Genomic DNA, 21,814 nt, shown 5'->3' on the forward strand with positions numbered 1-21,814 from the left:
AGCGCCCCCGTTCCTCAGCGCCGGGGCTCCCACCGGAACCACCGCCCTACAGCAAACACCGCCGGCACGGTCCAGGCCAGCGCGGTCGCGAGCGCGCCGAGCACCTCGTACGCGCTCGACCCACCGGTCCAGCCCGCCCGGACGAGCCGGATCGCGGGGGACAGCGGGAGCAGCTCGCAGACGGAGGCGAGTCTCTCCGGCATGACCTCGGTGGGGAACATGATCCCGGAGCCGATCATCGACACGAACACCAGCGGCAGCGCGGTGACCTGGCCGCTCTCCACGGTCCGGGTGAAGGACGCGGTGAGGGCGGCGAGTGCTGCGCTCAGCACCAGTCCGGTCGCCAGTCCCAGCAGGGTCAGGTACGGCGCCCTGGGCACCCCGGCGTCCAGCAGGACCGCGCATCCGGCGCACAGCAGCAGCGCCTGTGCGAGGCCGAGGCCCAGGGCGGGCAGGGCGGTGCCGGTGAGGATCTCGGGGTCGGTGAGTTCGCCGGTCCGCAGCCGTTTGAGGACCAGTTCCTCGCGGCGGGCGACATAGGCGTTGACGAGCGAGGTGTAGACGGCGAAGAGGAGGGAGAAGCCGATCGCGGCCGTGAGCATGGCCGCGCCGATGCTGATGCCGTGCTGCCGGAGGTCCAGCTGGTCGAGGGCCGGGCGCACGCTGAACGGCAGCGCGAGCGGCACCACGAGCGCGGTGAAGACGACCCCGCGGTTGCGGCCGAGGAGGGCCAGCTCGGCCCGCGCCAGCGCCCGCAGCCGCCGTAGGGAGGGCGTGAGGGCGCGCGGAGCGAGGGTGCTCATGCCGCGGCCTCCTCTTCCCGGGCGATCCCGAGGAACGCCTCTTCCAGCGAGGCCGAGCGCACGTCGAGGCCGCGCAGTTCGACACCGGCTCGCTCGGCCCAGACGAGGACGGCGGTGGCGGTCCGCTGGAGTTCGCGGGTGCGCAGCCGGACGACCCGGCCGTCGCTCTCGTGGCCGCAGACGCCGAGGTCGGCCAGGGGCGGCAGGTCGCCGAGGAAGTAGCCGTCGGGCAGTTCGAAGGACATCCGGGAGGGGCGCCCGGCGGTGACCTCGGCCGGGGTGCCGGAGGCGGCAATGCGGCCCTCGTGCAGGATGGCGAGCCGGTCGGCGAGGCCCTCGGCCTCCTCCAGGTAGTGCGTGGTGAGCAGCACGGTGGTGCCGGCGTCCCGCAGCCGGCGCACCAGGGCCCAGGTGTCCCGGCGGCCCTCGGCGTCGAGCCCGGTCGTCGGCTCGTCGAGGAACAGCACCTCGGGGTCGCCGAGCAGGGCCAGTGCCAGGTCGAGGCGCCGCCGTTCGCCGCCGGACAGCTGCTTGACCCGTACGGCCCGCTTGCCCGCGAGTCCGACCAGCTCCAGCACCTCCGTCTCCGGCCGGGCGCCGGTCGTGCAGCCCGCCCACATCCGGGCGGTCTCCGCGACGGTCAACTCGGCGGGGAAGCCGCCCTCCTGGAGCATGACGCCGGTGCGGGGCCGAACGGCGGCCCGCTCGCGGTGGGGGTCGTGGCCGAGCACCCGGACCCGGCCGCGCCGGCCGGTGGGGCGAGTCCTTCCAGCAGTTCGACCGTGGAGGTCTTTCCGGCGCCGTTGGTGCCCAGCAGGGCGAAGATCTCCCCGCGTGCGACGGAGAAGGTGATTCCGCGTACGGCCTCGAACCCGCCCCCGTAGACACGCCTGAGGTCGGTGACCTCGATCACGTGCTCGTGTCCGTCGATGTCCATGACACCAGCGTCCCGGCGGGGTGCCCCGGCCGGCAGTGCGCGGTGTCATGGTTCGGCATGACAAATGTCAGAGGTGCCTTGCCGGGTGAACGAAAAGACCCCGGTCCAGTGGACCGGGGTCTCATTCCCGAGCGGACGACGAGGCTCGAACTCGCGACCTCAACCTTGGCAAGGTTGCGCTCTACCAACTGAGCTACGTCCGCACTGCTCCCGATCGGCTCCCACCGATCGGTGCGAACACCAGCCTACCTGATCCACAAGCGTGGTCGTGTCGGCGGTGCGGAGCGGGTGACAGGAATCGCACACTGCGCCTTCCCCCTGGAAGGGGGATGTTCTACTACTGAACTACACCCGCACGGTCCTCGGGATCCGGCCTGTCGGCCTCGCCCCTCGGCGTGTCCCAGACATTAGCTGATCAGCAGGGGGGTAGCGCAAGTCGGGTTCCCCCGAGGCCCCGTATGCCCCAAGTGCACGGCCCCCAGGGCCCTCTGACGGACCCTGGGGACTCGCCCCTTCGCGGGCTCACTGCGCGGCGCTGAACGCCTCGTAGACCTTCTTCGGGATGCGTCCCCGGGCGGGGACGTCCATCTTGTTGGCCTGGGCCCAGGCGCGGACGGCCGCCGGGTCGGGGGCGACCTCCGTCTGCTTGTACGCCTTGCCGGACCGCGACCGCTTGCGGCCGGCCTCGACGTAGGGCGCGAGCGCCTTGCGCAGTTTCTCGGCATTGCTTTCGTTCAGGTCGATCTCGTACGACTTGCCGTCGAGTCCGAAGGCGATCGTCTCCGCCGCTTCCGAGCCGTCGATGTCGTCAAAGAGAGTGACCACGACCTTTTGCGCCACGAATATCGGTCCCTCCGTGCAGCACGTCGTTACAGCTCAACGCCGACGACGTGCCGAGTATCGGCTATTGCCAATTCATTTGTACAGTGCCCGGCAATGCAAAGTGAAGCCCGACTAAATCCGTCCGCGTGTCCGGGCGCAATAGGTGTGGCGGAGCGGACTGTGGAACTTTCCCAGAACTTTTCACGGGCGCGCGGCTTCGACACCCGATCGTGATGCGGCTCACGTACTTTCCTCCAACTCTACTCGCGTAGAAATTTTGTGCGGGTAGTCTGAAGGGACCTGCTCAGCACCACACACCGGGAGTGCCAGTGGCACGCGTCGTAGTCGACGTCATGCTCAAGCCGGAGATCCTCGACCCCCAGGGCCAGGCGGTCCAGCGTGCGCTGCCGCGCCTGGGTTTCGAAGGGATCTCGGACGTACGTCAGGGAAAGCGTTTCGAACTGGAAGTTGACGGGCCGGTCGACGAGGCCGCGCTCGCCCGCATCCGCGATCTTGCGGAATCCTTCCTCGCCAACACCGTGATCGAGGACTTCACGGTCCGGGTCGATGAAGTCGCGGAGGCGGCCAAGTGACCGCTCGTATTGGCGTCGTCACTTTCCCGGGGAGCCTGGACGACCGGGACACCCAGCGCGCGATCCGTATCGCCGGGGCGGAACCGGTCGCCCTCTGGCACAAGGACAAGGACCTCAAGCAGGTCGACGCCGTCGTCCTGTGCGGCGGTTTCTCCTACGGCGACTACCTCCGGGCCGGCGCCATCGCCCGCTTCTCGCCGGTGATGGAGCCGCTCGTCGAGCAGGCGAAGTCCGGGCTGCCGGTCCTCGGTATCTGCAACGGCTTCCAGATCCTCACCGAGGCCCACCTGCTCCCGGGCGCGATGCTCGGCAACGACCACCTCCACTTCATCTGCCGCGACCAGAAGCTGCGGGTGGAGAACGCGGAGACCTCCTGGACCGCCGACTACCGCGCCGGCCAGGAGATCCACATCCCGCTGAAGAACATGGACGGCCGGTACGTCGCCGACGAGTACACGCTCGACAAGCTGGAGGCGGAGGGCCGCGTCGCCTTCCGCTACCTGGACTTCAACCCGAACGGCTCGCTGCGGGACATCGCCGGCATCACCAACGAGGCCGGGAACGTCGTCGGCCTCATGCCGCACCCCGAGCACGCCGTCGAGCCGCTGATCGGTACCGGCCGTACCGACGGGCTCCCGTTCTTCACCTCGATCCTCAAGAAGCTGGTCAACGCATGAGCCGGACGCCTCTGGACACGGTCGAGCACGCGGCCGCGACCCCCGACGTCGAGCTGCCCTGGGCCGAACTCGGTCTGAAGAAGGACGAGTACGAGCGGGTGGTGGAGATCCTCGGCCGCCGCCCCACCGGCGCCGAGCTCGCCATGTACTCGGTCATGTGGTCCGAGCACTGCTCGTACAAGTCCTCCAAGGTCCACCTGCGCCAGTTCGGCGAGAAGGCGCCGCAGAGCGACGCGCTGCTCGTCGGCATCGGCGAGAACGCCGGTGTGGTGGACGTCGGCCAGGGCTACGCCGTCACCTTCAAGGTCGAGTCGCACAACCACCCGTCGTACGTCGAGCCCTACCAGGGCGCGGCCACGGGCGTCGGCGGCATCGTCCGCGACATCATCGCGATGGGCGCCCGCCCGGTCGCGGTCGTGGACCCGCTCCGCTTCGGCGCGGCCGACCACCCCGACACCAAGCGCGTCCTGCCCGGCGTGGTCGCGGGCATCGGCGGCTACGGCAACTGCCTGGGCCTGCCCAACATCGGCGGCGAGGTCGTCTTCGACGCCTGCTACCAGGGCAACCCGCTGGTCAACGCCGGTGCCATCGGTGTGATGCGGCACGAGGACATCCACCTCGCGAAGGCCTCCGGCACGGGCAACAGGGTCATCCTGTACGGCGCTCGGACCGGCGGCGACGGCATCGGCGGCGCCTCCATCCTGGCCTCCGAGACCTTCGACGACGCCAAGCCCTCGAAGCGGCCCGCCGTGCAGGTCGGCGACCCCTTCCAGGAGAAGCTGCTCATCGAGTGCACCCTGGAGGCGTTCCGGGAGAAGCTGGTCGTCGGCATCCAGGACCTCGGCGCGGCCGGTCTGTCCTGCGCCACGTCCGAGCTGGCCTCCAACGGCTCCGGCGGCATGCGCGTCACCCTCGACGACGTCCCGCTGCGCGACTCCACGCTCTCGCCCGAGGAGATCCTCATGAGCGAGTCGCAGGAGCGCATGTGCGCGGTCGTGGAGCCGGACAAGGTCGACCGCTTCCTGGAGATCTGCGAGAAGTGGGACGTCATCGCCACCGTCATCGGTGAGGTCACCGACGGCGACCGGCTGGAGATCTTCTGGCACGGCGAGAAGATCGTCGACGTCGACCCGCGCACGGTCGCGCACGAGGGCCCGGTCTACGAGCGCCCCTACGCGCGCCCCGAGTGGCAGGACGCCCTCCAGGCCGACGACGCGAACAAGCTGCCCCGCCCCGAGACGGGCGAGGAGCTGAAGGCCCAGGTCCTGAAGCTGGTCGGTTCGCCGAACCAGGCCTCCAAGAAGTGGATCACCTCCCAGTACGACCACTTCGTGCAGGGCAACACCGTCCTCGCCCAGCCGGAGGACTCCGGCATGATCCGCGTGGACGAGGAGACCGGCCTCGGCGTCGCCATCGCGACGGACGGCAACGGCCGCTACGCCAAGCTGGACCCGTACACGGGCGCCCAGCTGGCGCTGGCGGAGGCCTACCGGAACGTGGCGACCACCGGTGCCAAGCCGCTCGCGGTCTCGGACTGCCTGAACTTCGGCTCGCCCGAGGACCCGGCGGTCATGTGGCAGTTCGCGGAGGCCGTGCGCGGTCTCGCCGACGGCTGTCAGCAGCTCGGCACCCCGGTGACCGGCGGCAACGTCTCGCTCTACAACCAGACCGGCGAGGCCGCCATCCACCCGACCCCGGTGGTGGCCGTGCTCGGCGTGATCGACGACGTCGCCCGCCGCACCCCGGTCGCCTTCCAGGAGGAGGGCCAGCTGATCTACCTCCTCGGCGACACCCGGGAGGAGTTCGGCGGCTCGGCCTGGTCCCAGGTGATCCACGACCACCTGGGCGGTCTGCCCCCGCAGGTGGACCTGGAGCGCGAGCGCCTGCTTGCCGAGATCCTGATCTCCGCCTCCCGCGACGGCATGATCGACTCCGCGCACGACCTGTCCGACGGCGGTCTGGTCCAGGCCGTGGTCGAGTCCGCGCTGCTCGGCGGCAAGGGTGCGCGTCTGGTGGTACCCGACGGCCTGGACGCCTTCACCTTCCTGTTCTCCGAGTCGGCCGGCCGGGCGATCGTCGCCGTGCCGCGCTCGGAGGAGGTTCGCTTCAACGACATGTGCGGTGCGCGCGGCCTGCCGGCCACCCGTATCGGTGTCGTCGACGGCGACGCGGTGGAGGTGCAGGGCGAGTTCACCCTCCCCCTCGCCGAGCTGCGCGAGGCCCACGAGGGCACGATCCCGGCGCTGCTGGCGTAGCGCGTCCAGGGACCACGGCGCGTACGGCACGCCGGAGCCCCCGCCCGGACCCAGGGTCCGGACGGGGGCTTCCCTGCTCACGGGAGGCGGTTCCCGGGGAGCCGCCGTCGGAGATCGGGTGGATGGCGCTGCCGGAGTTCCAGGGCCGTGGCCTCGGCAAGCTCGCCACCCGCGCCCTCCTCCGGCGGGCCCGTGACGAGAAGCCACTGCATGATCAGCCCGGCCGCCGACCTCGCCCCGTGACCGAGGCCCCGCAGGCGCGGTGAAGGTTCGGGAAGCCTCTTGGGCCGCAGGCGTGACCGCGTGCGGCGGGGGGAAGGAGGGGATTGCCAACTCACCTGTGCGCGTGGGGTGGTCGGGCAGTCGGCGACATCCGTGAGTGAGCCCGGGGGAGCGGCCGGATGGAGATCAGGTTCGAGGCGGCCGGAGCCGCACGCGAGGAAGAACTGCTGTCCCTGTACGACTGGCTGGCGGCCGACCGCGCCCTGCGCGGCCAGGTCCGGGTGACCCGGGTCGTCGAAGCCGGCTCGGGCACCGGGCGGATGGGCCCGGGGGTCGACCTGGTCCTCGCGGTGCTGTCCGCGGTCAGCGGCCTGGGGCAGCTCCAACTGTCCTACCTGGCCTGGCGGCAGAGTTTCCGGCCACAGGCCCGTGTCACCATCGACATCACCGGAGCCGACCCCGACCAGGTGGCCGAGCTGCTGCGCGGCTTCGGACAGGACGGCGACGACGCGGACGGGGAGCCGCGGTGACCGACGCCAAGGACCCCGGGACGGTCGAGAGTTTCGGCCGGATCGACCCGGAGCGCTCCGCCTGTGTCCTGATCGGCGTGGACGACTACGCGCACCTGGACCCGCTGCGCAGCGTCAGGCTCAACCTCACGGAACTCCAGGCCGTGCTCACGGACCCGGACATCTGGGGCATCCCCGACGACGGCCGGCGGATCCGTACGGTTTCCAACCCGACCTCACCGGCCGAGCTGGTCCGCCCGATCCGGGAGGCCGCCGCGCTCGCCGAGGACACCCTGATCGTCTACTACGCCGGTCATGGCCTGAAGGACCGCCACGAACAGCAACAACTGCTGCTCACCCTGCCCGACTCGGTCGAGGACCAACCGGACACCTGTGTCCGGTCCGGCGACGTCCGCCGCGCCATCCGCGACACCGGCTCCGCGCTGCGCCGGGTGCTGATCCTGGACTGCTGCTACAGCGGTCAGGTGCTGACCGAGATGACGGACGGCCACCGGCACGTCGTGGAGATGGCCGTGTCGACGCTGAAGGACGTCGAGGGCTCCTACGTCATGACGTCCGGGCCGCGCGACCGGCCCTCGCACGCCCCCGACCCCAAGCGCTGCACCCTGTTCACCGGCGCCCTGGTCGACGTCATGCGCGAGGGCCTTCCGGACGGCCCGGAGATGCTGGGTCTGCACGACCTCTTCGTGGAGGTCAAGAAGCGCATCCTCGCCCTCAAGCCCGAGGTGCCGCAGGAACCACAGGACCAGGACAGCAACGGCGTCGGCGCCCTCGGCTTCGTCCGCAACGCCGCCGTGCGGTCCCGCTGGCCCCGGCCTGTGCAGCAGCCCCCGCCCACTCGCTGGCAGCGCGTCCGCACCCCGGTCCTGTCGCTGACGGCGGGCGTCGTGGGCCTCGCCCTCGGCCTGGGCGTCCCGCCCCTCGTCGACTGGTGGCACGACATCCACCCGGCCCCCGCCGCCGGTCCCTGCGCGGTCCCCTCGCCGTCCGACCCGGCGGCCCCCCGCGCGGTGCTCCTCGACCACTCCGACGCCCTGAACAAGGAGAACGTCTACTACGAGAAGATAACGGGCCTGTCCGCCCTGGCCCTGGTCTCGCAGGGCAAGGACGTCAGGGCGCTGGCCCTCGCCGACAACTCCCCGGGCCGGGTCTGGCCGCTCGCCCTCGGATCGCCCTCGAAGCTGGACCCCGTCCCCGACAAGTCGGTGCCGCTCCGCCGCGCCGACGGCACCAAGTTCCCGATCGACGGCGACTGGTACGACGGCGAGGGCATGGTCATCGAGAAGGGCGGCAGAACCATGCTGATCGCCTCCGAGACCGGCCCGGCCATCCGCCGCTTCGACATCGCCTCCGGCCGGCAGATCGGCAAGGACTTACCCGTCCCGAAGGAACTGCGCTTCTGGCCCCAGGGCTCCGCGCAGACCGGCCGCAGCATCGAGTCACTGGCCGTCTCCCCGGACGGCCGCCATCTGTACGCCGGCTGGGAGGCACCCCTGGCGAAGGACGGCGACCAGCGCGGCCGGGGCATCATCCGCATCCAGCGCTACACGGGAAGGGCCGGCGGCGCCTACGCCCCGGACGGGCAGTACGCGTTCATGGCCGATGACGGCATGTACCTGTCCGAGCTGAACGCCATCGACGACGACGGCAACCTGCTCGCACTGGAACGCCAGTACACCGCCGGACTGGGCTCCGCGATACGGATCGTCCAGCTCTCCCTCGCCGAGGCCCAGAACGTCAGCGAACTGACCTCCCTGTGGCACCAGCCGCCGAAGATCTTCGCCGCCGACGAACTGGTCGTCGACCTGGCCACCTGCCCCGTGGGCGGCCGCGGTCAGGTCGCCGTCCCGGCCTCGTCCGCCCAGTACCCGCTCCTCGACAACGTCGAGGGCATGGCCCTGGGCGCCCCCTGGACATCCGGCCGCTACAAAGGCTGGCACCCGCTGTACCTGGTCTCCGACGACAACGACAGCGACGACCAGATCACCCGTCTGTACTCGCTCGCGGTGAAGTTGCGACCCCGAATCCCGCACCCTTGAACAGGGTCACCGAATAGGGTCACCGCCATGCCCACGGCCAAGAAGCGCACCAGGACCTACGACCCCGCCAAGACCCGTAGGGCGGTCCTCGCCCAGTTCACGAACGTGCGGGACGCCGTCCGCACCCTCGGCCCCGAGCAGCTGGAACTCCCCACCCGGCTCGGCGCCTGGACCGTGCGGGACCTGATCGCGCACATCGGCATGGCGATCACCGCCGTCGACCGGGCCCTGGAGCGGCCCGCCCCGCCCCGGCAGACGGTCACCGTGGTCGAGTGGCCGTTCTCCACCGGGTCACGCGCCGGCGCCATCGCCGAGTTCACCCGGGGCCTCACCGCCGCCCACCCGGACCTCGGCGCCTACCTCGCCGACGTCGACGAGAGCCTGCGCGCCCTGCTGGCCGAGCACCCCGGCGGCCGGCTGCTGGACACCAGCGCGGGCGCCCTGCCGCTGGACGACTACCTCGTCACCCGGGCCGTCGAACTCGTCGTCCACACCGACGACCTGAACGCGGCCGTCCCCGGCCTGGAGGTGCCGTACGACCGGCAGGCCCTGGCCGCCACCACCCGGCTGCTCGCCGACGCCCTCGCCGTGAAGGCGCCCGGCGGCTCCACCGAGGTGAGGGTGCCGCCGTACGCGGTCGTGCAGTGCGTCGAGGGCCCCCGGCACACCCGGGGCACCCCGCCCAACGTCGTGGAGACCGACCCGCTGACCTGGATCCGGCTCGCCACCGGCCGTACGGCCTGGGCGGACGCGCTGGCCGCCGCCAAGGTCAGCGCAAGCGGGGAGCGGGCGGACATCGGGGGGCTGCTGCCGGTCATGGCGTAGCCGGAACCCGCGCCCACCCGCGTACGTCGAATCAGCATGAACCGGTACAAGCAACGCGTGACCCTGGCAGTGGCCGCCGTGCTTCTCCCGTTCACGGTGGCCTGTGGCGGCGAGAAGGCGGACAGTGGAGCGGTGAGCGTCCAGCAACCGGTGACCGGCATCGACTGGCGGGTCGACGGCGTCACCGTCGGCTCCACCACCCGGCAGGCGCCCGCCACCGCCCGCCTCCGCATCGACGAGGACGGCAAGGCGGGCGGCAACCTGGGCTGCAACCACTTCAGCGCCCGCGCCACCGTGCGCGGGGACCGCATCACCATCGGTGACCTGCGCACGACCAGGATGGCCTGCGGCGAGGAGCGCATGGACTTCGAGCGCGCCCTCGCACGCGTCCTCACCACCGGCACGCTCACCGCCAGGGCCGACGCGGGCAAGGCGACGCTCACCGACGGCGACGGCGACCGCGTCCACCTCAGCCGGAGCACCCCCGGATGATGTGCGACACCTCACTCACGAATAAGGCGAAGACGCCCGTGACCGGCCCGTACGGCCCGTCCTGAGCCCCCGGCGGCCGATGAAGGATCGCCCTGACCAGCGGAAACGCCGAATCCCCCAAGGTGATCCAGACCGTCCGGCCCGTTACGGGCGCGTATCCCCAATTCGGACCAGTGGTCGACCTCGCCTACACTCGGTTGCGTGCCACGTGGTGACGGTCGACTCAATCACGATCTGCTTCCCGGCGAGAAGGGCCCCCAGGACGCTTGCGGCGTCTTCGGCGTCTGGGCTCCGGGTGAAGAGGTCGCAAAGCTCACGTACTTCGGGCTCTACGCCCTCCAGCACCGGGGTCAGGAATCCGCGGGAATCGCGGTCAGCAACGGCTCCCAGATCCTCGTCTTCAAGGACATGGGCCTGGTCTCCCAGGTCTTCGACGAGACCTCGCTCGGTTCGCTCCAGGGTCACATCGCGGTCGGACACGCCCGCTACTCGACCACCGGCGCCTCCGTGTGGGAGAACGCCCAGCCGACGTTCCGCGCCACCGCGCACGGTTCGATCGCGCTCGGCCACAACGGCAACCTGGTCAACACGGCGCAGCTCGCCGAGATGGTCGCCGACCTGCCGAACGACAACAACAGCCGCTCCACCCGGGTCGCGGCCACCAACGACACCGACCTGCTGACGGCCCTGCTGGCCGCCCAGGTCGACGAGAACGGCAAGCCGCTGACCATCGAGGAGGCCGCGCACGCGGTGCTCCCGAAGGTCAAGGGCGCCTTCTCCCTCGTCTTCATGGACGAGCACACCCTCTACGCCGCCCGAGACCCGCAGGGCATCCGCCCGCTGGTCCTCGGCCGGCTGGAGCGCGGCTGGGTGGTCGCCTCCGAGACCGCCGCGCTGGACATCACCGGCGCGAGCTTCGTCCGCGAGATCGAGCCGGGCGAGTTCGTCGCCATCGACGAGAACGGCCTGCGCAGCTCCCGATTCGCGGAAGCGAAGCCCAAGGGCTGTGTCTTCGAGTACGTGTACCTGGCCCGCCCGGACACCGACATCGCCGGCCGGAACGTCTACCTCTCCCGCGTGGAGATGGGCCGCCGACTGGCCAAGGAAGCCCCCGTAGAGGCCGATCTGGTCATAGCGACCCCGGAGTCCGGCACCCCGGCCGCCATCGGCTACGCGGAGGCCTCCGGCATCCCCTTCGGCGCGGGTCTCGTGAAGAACGCCTACGTCGGGCGTACGTTCATCCAGCCCTCGCAGACCATCCGCCAGCTGGGCATCCGGCTGAAGCTGAACCCGCTGAAGGAAGTCATCAAGGGCAAGCGCCTGGTCGTCGTCGACGACTCGATCGTGCGCGGCAACACCCAGCGGGCCCTGGTCCGCATGCTCCGCGAGGCCGGCGCCGCCGAGGTCCACATCCGGATCTCCTCGCCCCCCGTGAAGTGGCCCTGCTTCTTCGGCATCGACTTCGCCACCCGCGCGGAGCTGATCGCCAACGGCATGACCATCGAGGAGATCGGCACCAGCCTCGGCGCCGACTCGCTCGCCTACATCTCCATCGACGGCATGATCGAGGCGACCACGATCGCCAAGCCGAACCTGTGCCGCGCCTGCTTCGACGGCGAGTACCCGATGGAGCTGCCGGACCCGGAGCTGCTCGGCAAGCAGCTGCTGGAGACCGAGCTGGCGGCCGGTCCGGCCGCGACCGCGGCGACCGACGCGATCCGCCGCCCGTAAGTTCTGCCGTACGACACGAAAGTTCTCACCCCATGTCTGAGACGACTGGTGCCAGCTACGCAGCCGCGGGCGTCGACATCGAAGCGGGAGACCGCGCCGTTGAACTGATGAAGGAGTGGGTGAAGAAGACCCAGCGCCCCGAGGTCCTGGGCGGCCTCGGCGGCTTCGCCGGGCTCTTCGACGCCTCCGCCCTCAAGCGCTACGAGCGCCCGCTGCTCGCCTCCGCCACGGACGGCGTCGGCACGAAGGTCGACATCGCGCGCCGGATGGGCGTCTACGACACCATCGGCCACGACCTGGTCGCCATGGTCATGGACGACATCGTGGTGTGCGGTGCCGAGCCGCTGTTCATGACCGACTACATCTGCGTCGGCAAGGTGCACCCCGAGCGTGTCGCGGCCATCGTCAAGGGCATCGCGGAGGGCTGTGTGCTGGCCGGATGCGCCCTGGTGGGCGGTGAGACGGCCGAACACCCCGGCCTGCTGGGCGAGGACGACTTCGACGTCGCGGGCGCCGGTACGGGCGTTGTGGAGGCCGACCGGCTGCTCGGCGCGGATCGCATCCGCACGGGTGACACCGTGATCGCCATGGCATCCTCCGGGCTTCACTCGAACGGGTACTCCCTGGTCCGCCACGTCCTGCTGAACACGGCGGGCCTGGCCCTGGAGTCGGAGGTGGCCGAGCTGGGCCGCACCCTCGGCGAGGAGCTGCTGGAGCCCACGAAGATCTACTCGCTGGACTGCCTGGCCCTGACCCGCACGGCCGAGGTGCACGCCTTCAGCCACATCACCGGTGGCGGGCTCGCCGCGAACCTGGCCCGGGTGATCCCGGACGGGCTGCACGCCGTGGTCGACCGTTCCACCTGGACCCCGGGAGCGATCTTCGACCTGGTCGGGAAGACCGGGAACGTCGAGCGCCTGGAGCTGGAGAAGACCCTGAACATGGGTGTCGGCATGATCGCGATCGTCCCGGAGGAGTCCGCGGAGGTCGCCCTCGCCACGCTGGCCGACCGGGGTGTCGACGCCTGGGTCGCCGGTGAGATCACCGAGCGGGGCGACAGGACCACCGGCGCGGAGCTGGTGGGTGACTACGCGGTCTGACCTCGCGCACAGCACAGAAGCCGGTCGGTGGCTGTGCCACCGACCGGACTGGTGCTCAGTGCAAGGTCAAGCGCCTCGACGGTGCTGTGCGGGACCTTCGTCCTCATCCTCGTCGTCGTCCTCATAGAGGTCGGCGTAGCGAGAGTACAGGTCGTCGTCGTCATGCTCATCGTCCGTGAAGCGGTCGCCGTTCGGCGACTGGTTCGACGTCGATGCGCCCAGCTCCTCGGCCAGGCGTGACAGGTCCGTCCCGCCGCTGTTGTACTTCAGCTGGCGGGCGACCTTCGTCTGCTTGGCCTTGGCCCGGCCGCGCCCCATGGCTCGACCCCCTCAACGACGGGGCTCGACGGCCCCAGAGTCTGACACGCGTTCATGATCTGGAACGGACTCTCCATGGAGAGGCCGGTCCGTAGGGCTTCCACGGTACCTGAGCCCGCGCCCATACGGTACGTCGCCCGCAGCACGCGCGTGTGCCCAGGACCTTCGAGGCGCCCTGTCCTCGCTGGTCAGTGGCGATTTTAACCACTTATCGGGGAACGACCCGCCGGTGGAAGTGAGAGTTCTCTCCAAGTTCCCGCCGACGGGTACCGCTCATGTGTGCGATCGGCTCAGTGCGCGGCGCGGGTCGCGCGGGCGTCGGCCATCCGCTGCTCGGCGATCCGGTCGGCCGCCGCGGCCGGCGGAATGCCGTCGTCCTTCGCACGTGCGAATATGGCCAGCGTGGTGTCGAAGATCTTCGCCGCCTTGGCCTTGCACCGGTCGAAGTCGAACCCGTGCAGCTCGTCGGCCACCTGGATCACCCCGCCGGCGTTCACCACGTAGTCCGGCGCGTAGAGGATCCCGCGGTCGGCGAGGTCCTTCTCCACACCCGGGTGGGCCAGCTGGTTGTTGGCCGCGCCGCAGACCACCCTGGCGGTGAGCACCGGGACGCTGTCGTCGTTCAGGGCGCCGCCGAGGGCGCAGGGGGCGTAGATGTCGAGTCCGTCGACCCGGATCAGCTCCTCGGTGGTGGCGACGGCCGTCACCCCCGCGGGGTACTGCTCCAGGATCCGCTGGACGGCGTCCACGCGCACGTCCGTGATCACGACCTCCGCGCCCTCGTCCCGCAGGTGCTTCACCAGGTGGCGGCCGACCTTGCCGACGCCGGCGATGCCGACCTTGCGTCCGCGCAGCGAGGGGTCGCCCCACAGGTGCTGGGCGGAGGCGCGCATGCCCTGGTAGACGCCGAAGGCGGTGAGCACGGAGGAGTCGCCGGCGCCGCCGTTCTCGGGGGAGCGGCCGGTGGTCCAGCGGCACTCGCGGGCCACCACGTCCATGTCGGCGACGTACGTGCCGACGTCGCACGCGGTGACGTAGCGGCCGCCGAGGGAGGCGACCATGCGGCCGTAGGCGAGGAGCAGTTCCTCGGTCTTGTCGCGCTCCGGGTCGCCGATGATCACGGCCTTGCCGCCGCCGTGGTCCAGCCCGGCCATGGCGTTCTTGTACGACATGCCGCGCGCGAGGTTGAGGGCGTCGGCGACGGCCTCCGCCTCGGTCGCGTACGGGTAGAAGCGCGTGCCGCCGAGGGCGGGGCCCAGGGCGGTGGAGTGGATGGCGATCACGGCCTTGAGACCGCTGGCGCGGTCCTGGCAGAGCACGACCTGCTCATGGCCGCCCTGGTCCGAGTGGAACAGGGCGTGCAGGACATCAGCAGGCGCGCCGGTTACGTCGGTCACTGTGGTGACTCCTGTGTACTAGCGGCGAGTGGGGTTCGGTCCCCGTACGGGTGGCGGGGAACCGTGGCATGAGCGTAGAGCCTCGGTTCCCGCACCATCCGCGCAGTGTTCAGGATCACTCTCCGGAGCCCGCTGTGCACGTATGAGCGTGGCACGATTTGCAGTGGTTTCGAGCCGGGTCCGATGGGGAGGGAGCAGGCGTGCCGAAGGTGTCCTCCGTGGTCGTCCCCTATGCCGCGTACCTGCGTGTGTACGAGCCGCTGGGCGCCTTCCCGGAGCCGGAGCGCGGTCACTGGGCGCGCTACGCCCGCCGCCCCGACCGCCCCTCTTACCAGGACGAGCTGCGTCGCTCCCTGGCCGACCTGCTGCCCATCCCGCCGATCGCGGTGCCGGTGCACGAGAGCGGCGACGCCTTCGTGCTGGAGGTCGACGGGGTGGTCTGCGTGTGCCCCTGGCGGACCCGGCTGCGCGGCTGGCAGGCCCTGGAGGAGCTGGCCGAGGAGCTGCCGCCGCCGGTGCTGGACGCGGTGCTGCCGCCGGTGGTGCGCCGGCAGGCCGCCCAGGACTACGAGCGCTGGCTCGCCCGCAACCCCGACGCTCGCCCGTGGATCCGCACGGCGACCTGGCAGGTGCCGCTGAACTGGTTCGTGCTGGTCTCGGACGAGGAGCGGCGGTACGACAAGGGGACCGCGGACGTGCCGCCGGTGCTGCGCTACCGCACGCCGATGGTGCAGGCCCGGCGCCGGGTGGCGAGGGCGCTGCGCACGCTGAAGGACACCGTCGAGGAGGGCCCGCTGATCGACGGTCTCGTGGACGTCGGCCGCTGGCTGGAGGAGTTCCACCCGCGCTCGCTGGTGGAGCTGGACTACGGCGGCCTGGTGCATGTGCTGCCGGCCGGCGAGCTGGAGGGCGACCACTCGGCGGCGGACGTCGCGGCCGGGATCGAGGCGCTGCGCCGGGGCGACGGGGCGGCCGCCGGGGAGGCGTACGGGCGGCTGGTCGAGCGGTGGCGGGCGGTACGGGACCGGCGCTCCGCGAGCTGAGTGATGTACGTCACGGTCAAATGGGTGACACAGGACGTACGTTCTACTCGCTTGCATCACCTGACGGGGCGTTGGCCCCGATCCGGACGTATGTCTCAAGGGTGATGGACGGCACTAACCCGGCTCTTGCGCCTCTTGGCACCCCTCGTGCCAAAATAGGACAAGGAGTCCGGGGAGGGCTCCATCCGTCCAACTATGCTCCATGATGGGCGGATTCTCAGCATTGCACGCTTTGGGGGGTCTGGTGACTCCTGCACGCCACTGTGACTGATCGTCACAGTGGCGTGACTGTCCGCTATGGCATGGTCCATCGGCTTCCGTCGCTGATGAACACCTGGGAGGGCAATTCCATCGGTTTGGCCGACGCGGCTGGACAGATGGTGTAGTTGTAGTGCCGAGGACAAGCCGTTCGTCCTATAACCGACTCGACTCGCGTCCGCCATTTCGGGCAACGCGGGTCAAGGTGCAGAATTTAGAGGAAAGAACCGAGAAGGTTCGGTTCTCCCGAGGAGGCCGCTCATGACCGCTCGCACCCCTGATGCCGAGCCGCTGCTGACCCCGGCTGAGGTCGCCACCATGTTCCGTGTCGACCCCAAGACGGTCACGCGGTGGGCGAAGGCCGGCAAGCTCACGTCCATCCGTACGCTCGGCGGGCACCGCCGCTACCGCGAGGCCGAGGTCCGCGCGTTGCTCGCGGGCATCCCGCAGCAGCGCAGCGAGGCCTGAACAACTCGATAACCGGGCAAGACGGTCGGTTCCCCCAACTGGCCGAGGCGCCCGAAACCCTAGCTCCAAGCGACGCGGGACCTGCCCCAACAGGCCCCTCGCCCAAGCCGAAGAGAACGTTGTAGGCAAGCGACACAGGGTGCGTCGTCGATCGCGCTGGACTCCGCCGGGTCCAGCGCGATCTTTTTTGTGCGCAGGTCGAGGGTGTCTCGCGGCGCTTGTGAGCGTCCTTGTCGGAGTCTGGGGAGGGGTGTGGGAACGGCTGCGGGCGGCCCCTGGGGGCGGTGCAATTGCACATATTAAATTGACCCGTTGTATGAAGGGGGTAAATACCGCCGTTTCCAAAACTCATGCGGTGACTCCCGTCACATGCCCGGACGCTTGTTGCCTGCGGCTCCGGTGGGTTAGAGGAGCGTCCGGGTGGGGTACGGCGCCTCAGACTCCCACGCCTGCACGGCGGTTGGGGCCGGCGGAGGTCAGGCGCGACGCGTGGCCTCGCCGTCCTCGGGGGTCTCCTGCTCGGCCTCCTGGGCCTGCGGGGCCGCGTCCATCGCCAGCCGCAGCAGGTGGTGGCAGATGGGACAGTGGCGGGTGAGATGCCGGTAGGAGGAGGCGGCCGACAGATGCGCCCTCAGAAGCGCCCGCGTCTCGTGCCTGACCGACGCCGCCATACGCCACCTCCGGGGGCCGCACAGAGGGAACGAGCCCTGCTCCCTGAGTACCGAGGGAATGTGACGCCGTCAAGACGACGGGCGCTCCGCCGGTTTGGCCGGGGTGCGGGTGCCCGTGGCGGTGCGGGTGCCCGTGGCGGCGCCGGTGCGCGTGGCGGCGCCGGGGTGCCGCGTGGGGGCCTCGCCCCCGGACCCCGTCGGCCCTGCCGGGCTTCGTCCTCAAACGCCGGAAGGGCTGATTCCCCCGGACGGGAGACATGCCAGAGGCCCGCTCTCCCTTGCGGGATGCGGGCCTCAGATGTCTGTGCGGTCCTGACGGGATTTGCTGTGCTGGATTGCGGCTCCGCCGCGGGCGCGCGGCCTCTGTGGGGGTCCGGCCGGAGGGGGTATGACTGAGGCCCGCTCTCCCTTGCGGGATGCGGGCCTCAGATGTCTGTGCGGTCCTGACGGGATTTGAACCCGCGGCCTCCACCTTGACAGGGTGGCGAGCACTCCAAACTGCTCCACAGGACCAGGTTTCGCGGCGCTTCTTCTTGCGTTGCGCTGCGAGAAGAGACTGTACAGGAGGGTGAGGGCCCTGGTCGAACTCACCCTCCGTACAGGAGCGGTTACGGGACGGCCGCGTCGATCGCCTTGATGATCCGCTTGTCGGAGACGGGGTACGCGGTGCCCAGCGCGTGGGCGAAGTAGCTGACCCGCAGCTCCTCCAGCATCCAGCGGATGTCCAGGACGGCGGACGGCACCGGGCGGCCCTTGGGGAGCTGCTCCAGGAGCCAGGCGTACTCGTCCTGCATCTCGTGGACCTTCTCCATGCGGGTCGTGTCCCGCTGGACGTTCGTCGGCATCTGCTGCAGGCGCCGGTCCGCGGCCACCAGGTAGCGCATCAGGTCCGGCAGGCGCCGTATGCCGGCCCAGGTGACGAAACCGGGCTTCACGAGGGCGTCCAGCTGCTTGCGGACGTCCGTCAGGTTTGCGAGCAGCGTGGGGCTGCCGACGGCCTTCAGACGGCGCTCACAGGCCTGCCAGGCGGCGAGGACCTGCTGCACCTGGGCGACCGCACGGACCGTGGTGTCCACGATCTCCGCGCGCACCTTGTCGTACAGCTTCCGGTACGACTCCTCGTCCCACGCCGGCCCGCCGAAGTCCCCGATCAGCTTGTCGGCCGCGGCCATCGCGCAGTCGTCGAACAGGGCCTGGATCGAGCCGTGGGGGTTGGCCGACAGGGCGAGCTTCTGGGCGTTCGTCAGCTTCTCGGACGCGAACTTCGCGGGATTGACCGGGATGTTGCGCAGGATGAGGCGGCGGGTGCCCTTCCACATGGCCTCCGCCTGCTCCTCCTCCGTGTCGAAGAGGCGGACGGAGACCGTGTCGCCGTCGTCCACCAGCGCCGGGTACGCCTTGACCGGCTGGCCGGCCCGGCGTGTCTCGAAGACGCGGGTGAGGGTGCCGATCGTCCAGTCCGTCAGGCCCTTGCGCTCCAGGGACTCCCCGCCCTCGCGGGACGCGGTCGCCGCCGCGGCCTGCGACAGCGCCTTGCGCGCCTTCGGCTTCAGCCGGAGCTTCAGCGCCTGGAGGTCCTTGTCCTCGGCCAGCTTCCGCCGCCGCTCGTCGACGATCCGGAAGGTGATCTTGAGGTGGTCGGGGACCTTGGCCCAGTCGAAGTCGTCCGCCTCGAACGGAACGCCGACCATCCGCTTCAGCTCGCGCGCCATCGTGACGGTCAGCGGCTCCTGGAGGGGCACCGCCTTCTCCAGGAACGCCTTCGCGTAGTTCGGCGCCGGTACGTAGTTACGGCGGACCGGCTTCGGCAGGGAGCGGATCAGCTCCGTCACCACCTCCTCGCGCAGGCCCGGGATCTGCCAGTCGAAGCCCTCGTCCGTGACCTGGTTGAGGACCTGGAGCGGGATGTGGACCGTCACACCGTCGGCGTCCGCGCCCGGCTCGAACTGGTACGTCACCCGGAACTTGAGCTGCCCCTGCCGCCAGGTGTCGGGATAGTCGGCCTTGGTGACCGCCTCCGCCGACTCCCGGATGAGCATCTCCCGCTCGAAGTCCAGGAAGTCCGGCTGCTCCTGGCGCTTGCGCTTCCACCAGGAGTCGAAGTGGGCGCCGGAGACGACGTGTTCGGGCACCCGCTGGTCGTAGAAGTCGAAGAGCGTGTCGTCGTCGACCACGATGTCCCGGCGCCGGGCGCGGTGCTCCAGCTCCTCGACCTCGCTGAGCAGCTTGCGGTTGTCGGCGAAGAACTTGTGGTGGGTGCGCCAGTCGCCCTCCACGAGCGCGTTGCGGATGAACAGCTCGCGGGAGACCTCCGGGTCGATCCGGCCGTAGTTCACCTTCCGCTGGGCGACGATCGGGACGCCGTACAGCGTCACCTTCTCGTACGCCATCACGGCCGCCTGGTCCTTCTCCCAGTGCGGTTCGCTGTACGTCCGCTTGAGCAGGTGCCCGGCCAGCGGCTCGACCCACTCCGGCTCGATCTTGGCGTTGACCCGCGCCCAGAGGCGGCTCGTCTCCACCAGCTCGGCCGACATCACGAACTTCGGCTGCTTCCTGAACAGGGCCGAGCCCGGGAAGATCGCGAACTTGGCGTTGCGGGCGCCCAGGTACTCGTTCTTGTTGCCGTCCTTCACGTCCTTCATCCCGATGTGGGAGAGGAGGCCGGCGAGGAGGGAGACATGGACGCGGTCGGCCGGGGCGTCGTCGTCGTTGAGGTGGATGCCCATCTGCTTGGCGACCGTGCGCAGCTGGGTGTAGATGTCCTGCCATTCGCGAATGCGCAGGAAGTTCAGGTACTCCTGCTTGCACATCCGGCGGAAGGACGACGAGCCGCGCTCGCGCTGCTGCTCGCGGACGTACCGCCACAGGTTCAGATAGGCGAGGAAGTCGCTGGTCTCGTCCTTGAAGCGGGCGTGCTGCTGGTCGGCCTGGGTCTGCTTCTCGGCCGGGCGCTCGCGCGGGTCCTGGATGGACAGCGCGGCGGCGATGACCATGACCTCGCGGACGCAGCCGTTCTTGTCGGCCTCCAGGACCATCCGGGCCAGACGGGGGTCGACGGGGAGCTGGGCCAGCTTGCGGCCGGTGTCCGTGAGCCGCTTGCGGGGGTCCTTCTGCGCCGGGTCCAGCGCGCCCAGCTCCTGGAGGAGCTGCACGCCGTCGCGGATGTTGCGGTGGTCCGGCGGGTCGATGAAGGGGAACTTCTCGATGTCGCCGAGACCGGCCGCGGTCATCTGGAGGATGACGGAGGCCAGGTTCGTCCGCAGGATCTCGGCGTCCGTGAACTCCGGGCGGGCGACGAAGTCGTCCTCGGAGTACAGGCGGATGCAGATGCCGTCGGACGTACGGCCGCAGCGGCCCTTGCGCTGGTTGGCACTGGCCTGGCTGATCGGCTCGATGGGCAGCCGCTGGACCTTGGTGCGGTGGCTGTAGCGGCTGATCCGGGCGAAGCCGGGGTCGATGACGTACTTGATGCCCGGCACGGTCAGGGAGGTCTCGGCGACGTTGGTCGCCAGAACGATCCTGCGCCCGGTGTGCGGCTGGAAGACCCGGTGCTGCTCGGCGTGCGAGAGCCGGGCGTACAGGGGGAGCACCTCGGTGAAGCGGTACTTCTTCTTCTCCAGCGCGTCCGCGGTGTCGCGGATCTCCCGCTCGCCGGAGAGGAAGACGAGGATGTCGCCCGGGCCCTCGGCCTGGAGTTCCTCGACGGCGTCGCAGATGGCGGTGATCTGGTCCCGGTCGGCGTCGTCCGAGTCCTCTTCGAGGAGCGGCCGGTAGCGCACCTCCACGGGGTACGTCCGCCCGCTGACCTCGATGATGGGCGCGTCGCCGAAGTGCCGGGAGAAGCGCTCCGGGTCGATGGTCGCCGAGGTGATGACGACCTTCAGATCGGGCCGCTTCGGCAGCAGCTGGGCGAGGTAGCCCAGCAGGAAGTCGATGTTGAGCGACCGCTCGTGGGCCTCGTCGATGATGATCGTGTCGTAGGCGCGCAGCTCGCGGTCGGTCTGGATCTCGGCGAGCAGGATGCCGTCCGTCATCAGCTTGATGAAGGTGGCGTCCGGGTTCACCTGGTCGGTGAACCGCACCTTCCAGCCGACGGCCTCGCCGAGGGGCGTCCTCAGCTCCTCCGCGACCCGCTCGGCGACGGTCCGGGCGGCGATCCTGCGGGGCTGGGTGTGCCCGACCATGCCGCGCACGCCCCGGCCCAGCTCCAGACAGATCTTCGGGATCTGGGTGGTCTTCCCGGAACCGGTCTCACCGGCCACGATGACGACCTGGTGATCGCGGATGGCGGCCGCGATCTCGTCCTTCTTCTGGCTGACCGGCAGCTGTTCGGGGTAGGTGACGGCCGGCACGCGCGAGCGCCGCTCGGCCATCCGGGCCTCGGCCTTGCCGATCTCGCCGTCGATCTCGGCGAGGACGGCGGCGCGGGCCTCCGGCTTACGGATCTTGCGTGCGCCCTCCAGTCGCCGCCCGAGCCGATGCGCGTCGCGCAGCGACAGCTCGGTCAGACGGGGTGCGAGGGTGCCGAGGGCGGGGGCGGGATGCGTAGACATACGGGATCCAGGATCTCACCTGGGGCGAAAAACAAGCGAACGATTTGACCCGGGCGCGATGTCACGGCATGACCTAGCGT

Annotated in this window: 17 protein-coding genes, 3 tRNA genes and 1 pseudogene; 11 read left to right on the forward strand and 10 right to left on the reverse strand. The window is 70.1% G+C overall.

The annotated features are described in order from the left end of the window. Nucleotides 1-14: 14 nt before the first annotated feature. The 5 genes and pseudogenes from ACH4LD_RS22070 to ACH4LD_RS22090 form a co-directional block, all read right to left on the reverse strand. Nucleotides 15-803: an ABC transporter permease gene (locus ACH4LD_RS22070; protein ID WP_398054936.1), complete on the reverse strand. Its 789-nt coding sequence runs from the start codon at nt 801-803 to the stop codon at nt 15-17. Further along, nucleotides 800-1,740: pseudogene (locus ACH4LD_RS22075) on the reverse strand (ABC transporter ATP-binding protein). Before ACH4LD_RS22075 ends, ACH4LD_RS22070 begins: the two are co-directional and overlap by 4 nt. Nucleotides 1,741-1,870: 130 nt before the next feature. After that, nucleotides 1,871-1,943: transfer RNA gene (locus ACH4LD_RS22080), tRNA-Gly, on the reverse strand. Nucleotides 1,944-2,023: 80 nt separating this feature from the next. Next, a tRNA-Gly gene (locus ACH4LD_RS22085) sits at nt 2,024-2,095 on the reverse strand. 167 nt (nt 2,096-2,262) lie between these two features. Beyond that, nucleotides 2,263-2,580 (reverse strand): Lsr2 family protein, encoded by a 318-nt coding sequence (locus ACH4LD_RS22090; protein ID WP_014673610.1) that lies wholly within the window; start codon nt 2,578-2,580, stop codon nt 2,263-2,265. 311 nt (nt 2,581-2,891) lie between these two features. Here ACH4LD_RS22090 and purS point away from each other — a divergent pair, with 311 nt between their 5' ends. From purS to purM, 9 genes are all read left to right on the forward strand, one after another. Beyond that, complete coding sequence (purS, locus tag ACH4LD_RS22095; RefSeq protein WP_014673609.1) at nt 2,892-3,155, forward strand: phosphoribosylformylglycinamidine synthase subunit PurS; 264 nt, start codon at nt 2,892-2,894, stop codon at nt 3,153-3,155. Beyond that, nucleotides 3,152-3,832, forward strand: coding sequence for a phosphoribosylformylglycinamidine synthase subunit PurQ (gene purQ, locus ACH4LD_RS22100; protein WP_132784984.1), 681 nt, complete (start codon nt 3,152-3,154; stop codon nt 3,830-3,832). The genes purS and purQ overlap by 4 nt, the downstream gene beginning before the upstream one ends. After that, nucleotides 3,829-6,087, forward strand: a complete 2,259-nt coding sequence (gene purL, locus ACH4LD_RS22105) for a phosphoribosylformylglycinamidine synthase subunit PurL (RefSeq protein ID WP_398054937.1) — start codon at nt 3,829-3,831, stop codon at nt 6,085-6,087. Before purQ ends, purL begins: the two co-directional genes overlap by 4 nt. A 401-nt stretch (nt 6,088-6,488) precedes the next feature. Beyond that, a complete protein-coding gene (locus ACH4LD_RS22110) occupies nt 6,489-6,839 on the forward strand; it encodes a hypothetical protein (protein ID WP_398054938.1) in 351 nt (116 codons plus the stop codon). After that, a complete protein-coding gene (locus tag ACH4LD_RS22115) occupies nt 6,836-8,878 on the forward strand; it encodes an esterase-like activity of phytase family protein (RefSeq protein ID WP_398054939.1) in 2,043 nt (680 codons plus the stop codon). The genes ACH4LD_RS22110 and ACH4LD_RS22115 overlap by 4 nt, the downstream gene beginning before the upstream one ends. 27 nt (nt 8,879-8,905) lie before the next feature. Further along, nucleotides 8,906-9,703: a sterol carrier family protein gene (locus tag ACH4LD_RS22120; RefSeq protein ID WP_398054941.1), complete on the forward strand. Its 798-nt coding sequence runs from the start codon at nt 8,906-8,908 to the stop codon at nt 9,701-9,703. Between the two features lie 57 nt (nt 9,704-9,760). Further along, nucleotides 9,761-10,195, forward strand: coding sequence for an META domain-containing protein (locus ACH4LD_RS22125; protein WP_398054942.1), 435 nt, complete (start codon nt 9,761-9,763; stop codon nt 10,193-10,195). Between the two features lie 201 nt (nt 10,196-10,396). Beyond that, a complete protein-coding gene (gene purF / locus ACH4LD_RS22130) occupies nt 10,397-11,926 on the forward strand; it encodes an amidophosphoribosyltransferase (RefSeq protein ID WP_103817224.1) in 1,530 nt (509 codons plus the stop codon). 32 nt (nt 11,927-11,958) lie between these two features. Then, a complete protein-coding gene (purM, locus tag ACH4LD_RS22135; protein WP_398054943.1) occupies nt 11,959-13,026 on the forward strand; it encodes a phosphoribosylformylglycinamidine cyclo-ligase in 1,068 nt (355 codons plus the stop codon). Nucleotides 13,027-13,092: 66 nt separating this feature from the next. Here purM and ACH4LD_RS22140 read toward each other — a convergent pair whose 3' ends face one another. Both ACH4LD_RS22140 and ACH4LD_RS22145 read right to left on the reverse strand, forming a co-directional pair. Then, on the reverse strand, nt 13,093-13,344 hold the full coding sequence (locus ACH4LD_RS22140) for a DUF3073 domain-containing protein (protein ID WP_030656912.1): 252 nt from the start codon (nt 13,342-13,344) through the stop codon (nt 13,093-13,095). 290 nt (nt 13,345-13,634) lie between these two features. Continuing rightward, complete coding sequence (locus ACH4LD_RS22145; RefSeq protein ID WP_132784998.1) at nt 13,635-14,741, reverse strand: Glu/Leu/Phe/Val dehydrogenase dimerization domain-containing protein; 1,107 nt, start codon at nt 14,739-14,741, stop codon at nt 13,635-13,637. 200 nt (nt 14,742-14,941) lie between these two features. Between ACH4LD_RS22145 and ACH4LD_RS22150 the strand changes: the two genes are divergently transcribed. Together ACH4LD_RS22150 and bldC are read left to right on the forward strand one after the other, a co-directional pair. Continuing rightward, entirely contained in the window at nt 14,942-15,784 is an 843-nt protein-coding gene (locus tag ACH4LD_RS22150; RefSeq protein ID WP_398054945.1) for a hypothetical protein, read from the forward strand. 519 nt (nt 15,785-16,303) lie between these two features. Next, on the forward strand, nt 16,304-16,510 hold the full coding sequence (bldC, locus tag ACH4LD_RS22155; protein ID WP_003949541.1) for a developmental transcriptional regulator BldC: 207 nt from the start codon (nt 16,304-16,306) through the stop codon (nt 16,508-16,510). Nucleotides 16,511-16,986: 476 nt separating this feature from the next. Here bldC and ACH4LD_RS22160 read toward each other — a convergent pair whose 3' ends face one another. From ACH4LD_RS22160 to hrpA, 3 genes are all read right to left on the reverse strand, one after another. Then, a complete protein-coding gene (locus ACH4LD_RS22160; protein WP_103817229.1) occupies nt 16,987-17,181 on the reverse strand; it encodes a DUF6274 family protein in 195 nt (64 codons plus the stop codon). A 438-nt stretch (nt 17,182-17,619) separates the two neighbouring features. Next, nucleotides 17,620-17,694 (reverse strand) — tRNA-Asp (locus ACH4LD_RS22165). A gap of 95 nt (nt 17,695-17,789) precedes the next feature. Then, nucleotides 17,790-21,734 carry an ATP-dependent RNA helicase HrpA gene (gene hrpA / locus ACH4LD_RS22170; protein WP_398054946.1) on the reverse strand — a complete coding sequence of 1,315 codons (3,945 nt, stop codon included), beginning with the start codon at nt 21,732-21,734 and terminating at the stop codon, nt 17,790-17,792. Nucleotides 21,735-21,814 lie beyond the last annotated feature (80 nt).

Source organism: Streptomyces sp. NPDC017676 (genome assembly GCF_044329325.1).
Lineage (GTDB): Bacteria > Actinomycetota > Actinomycetes > Streptomycetales > Streptomycetaceae > Streptomyces.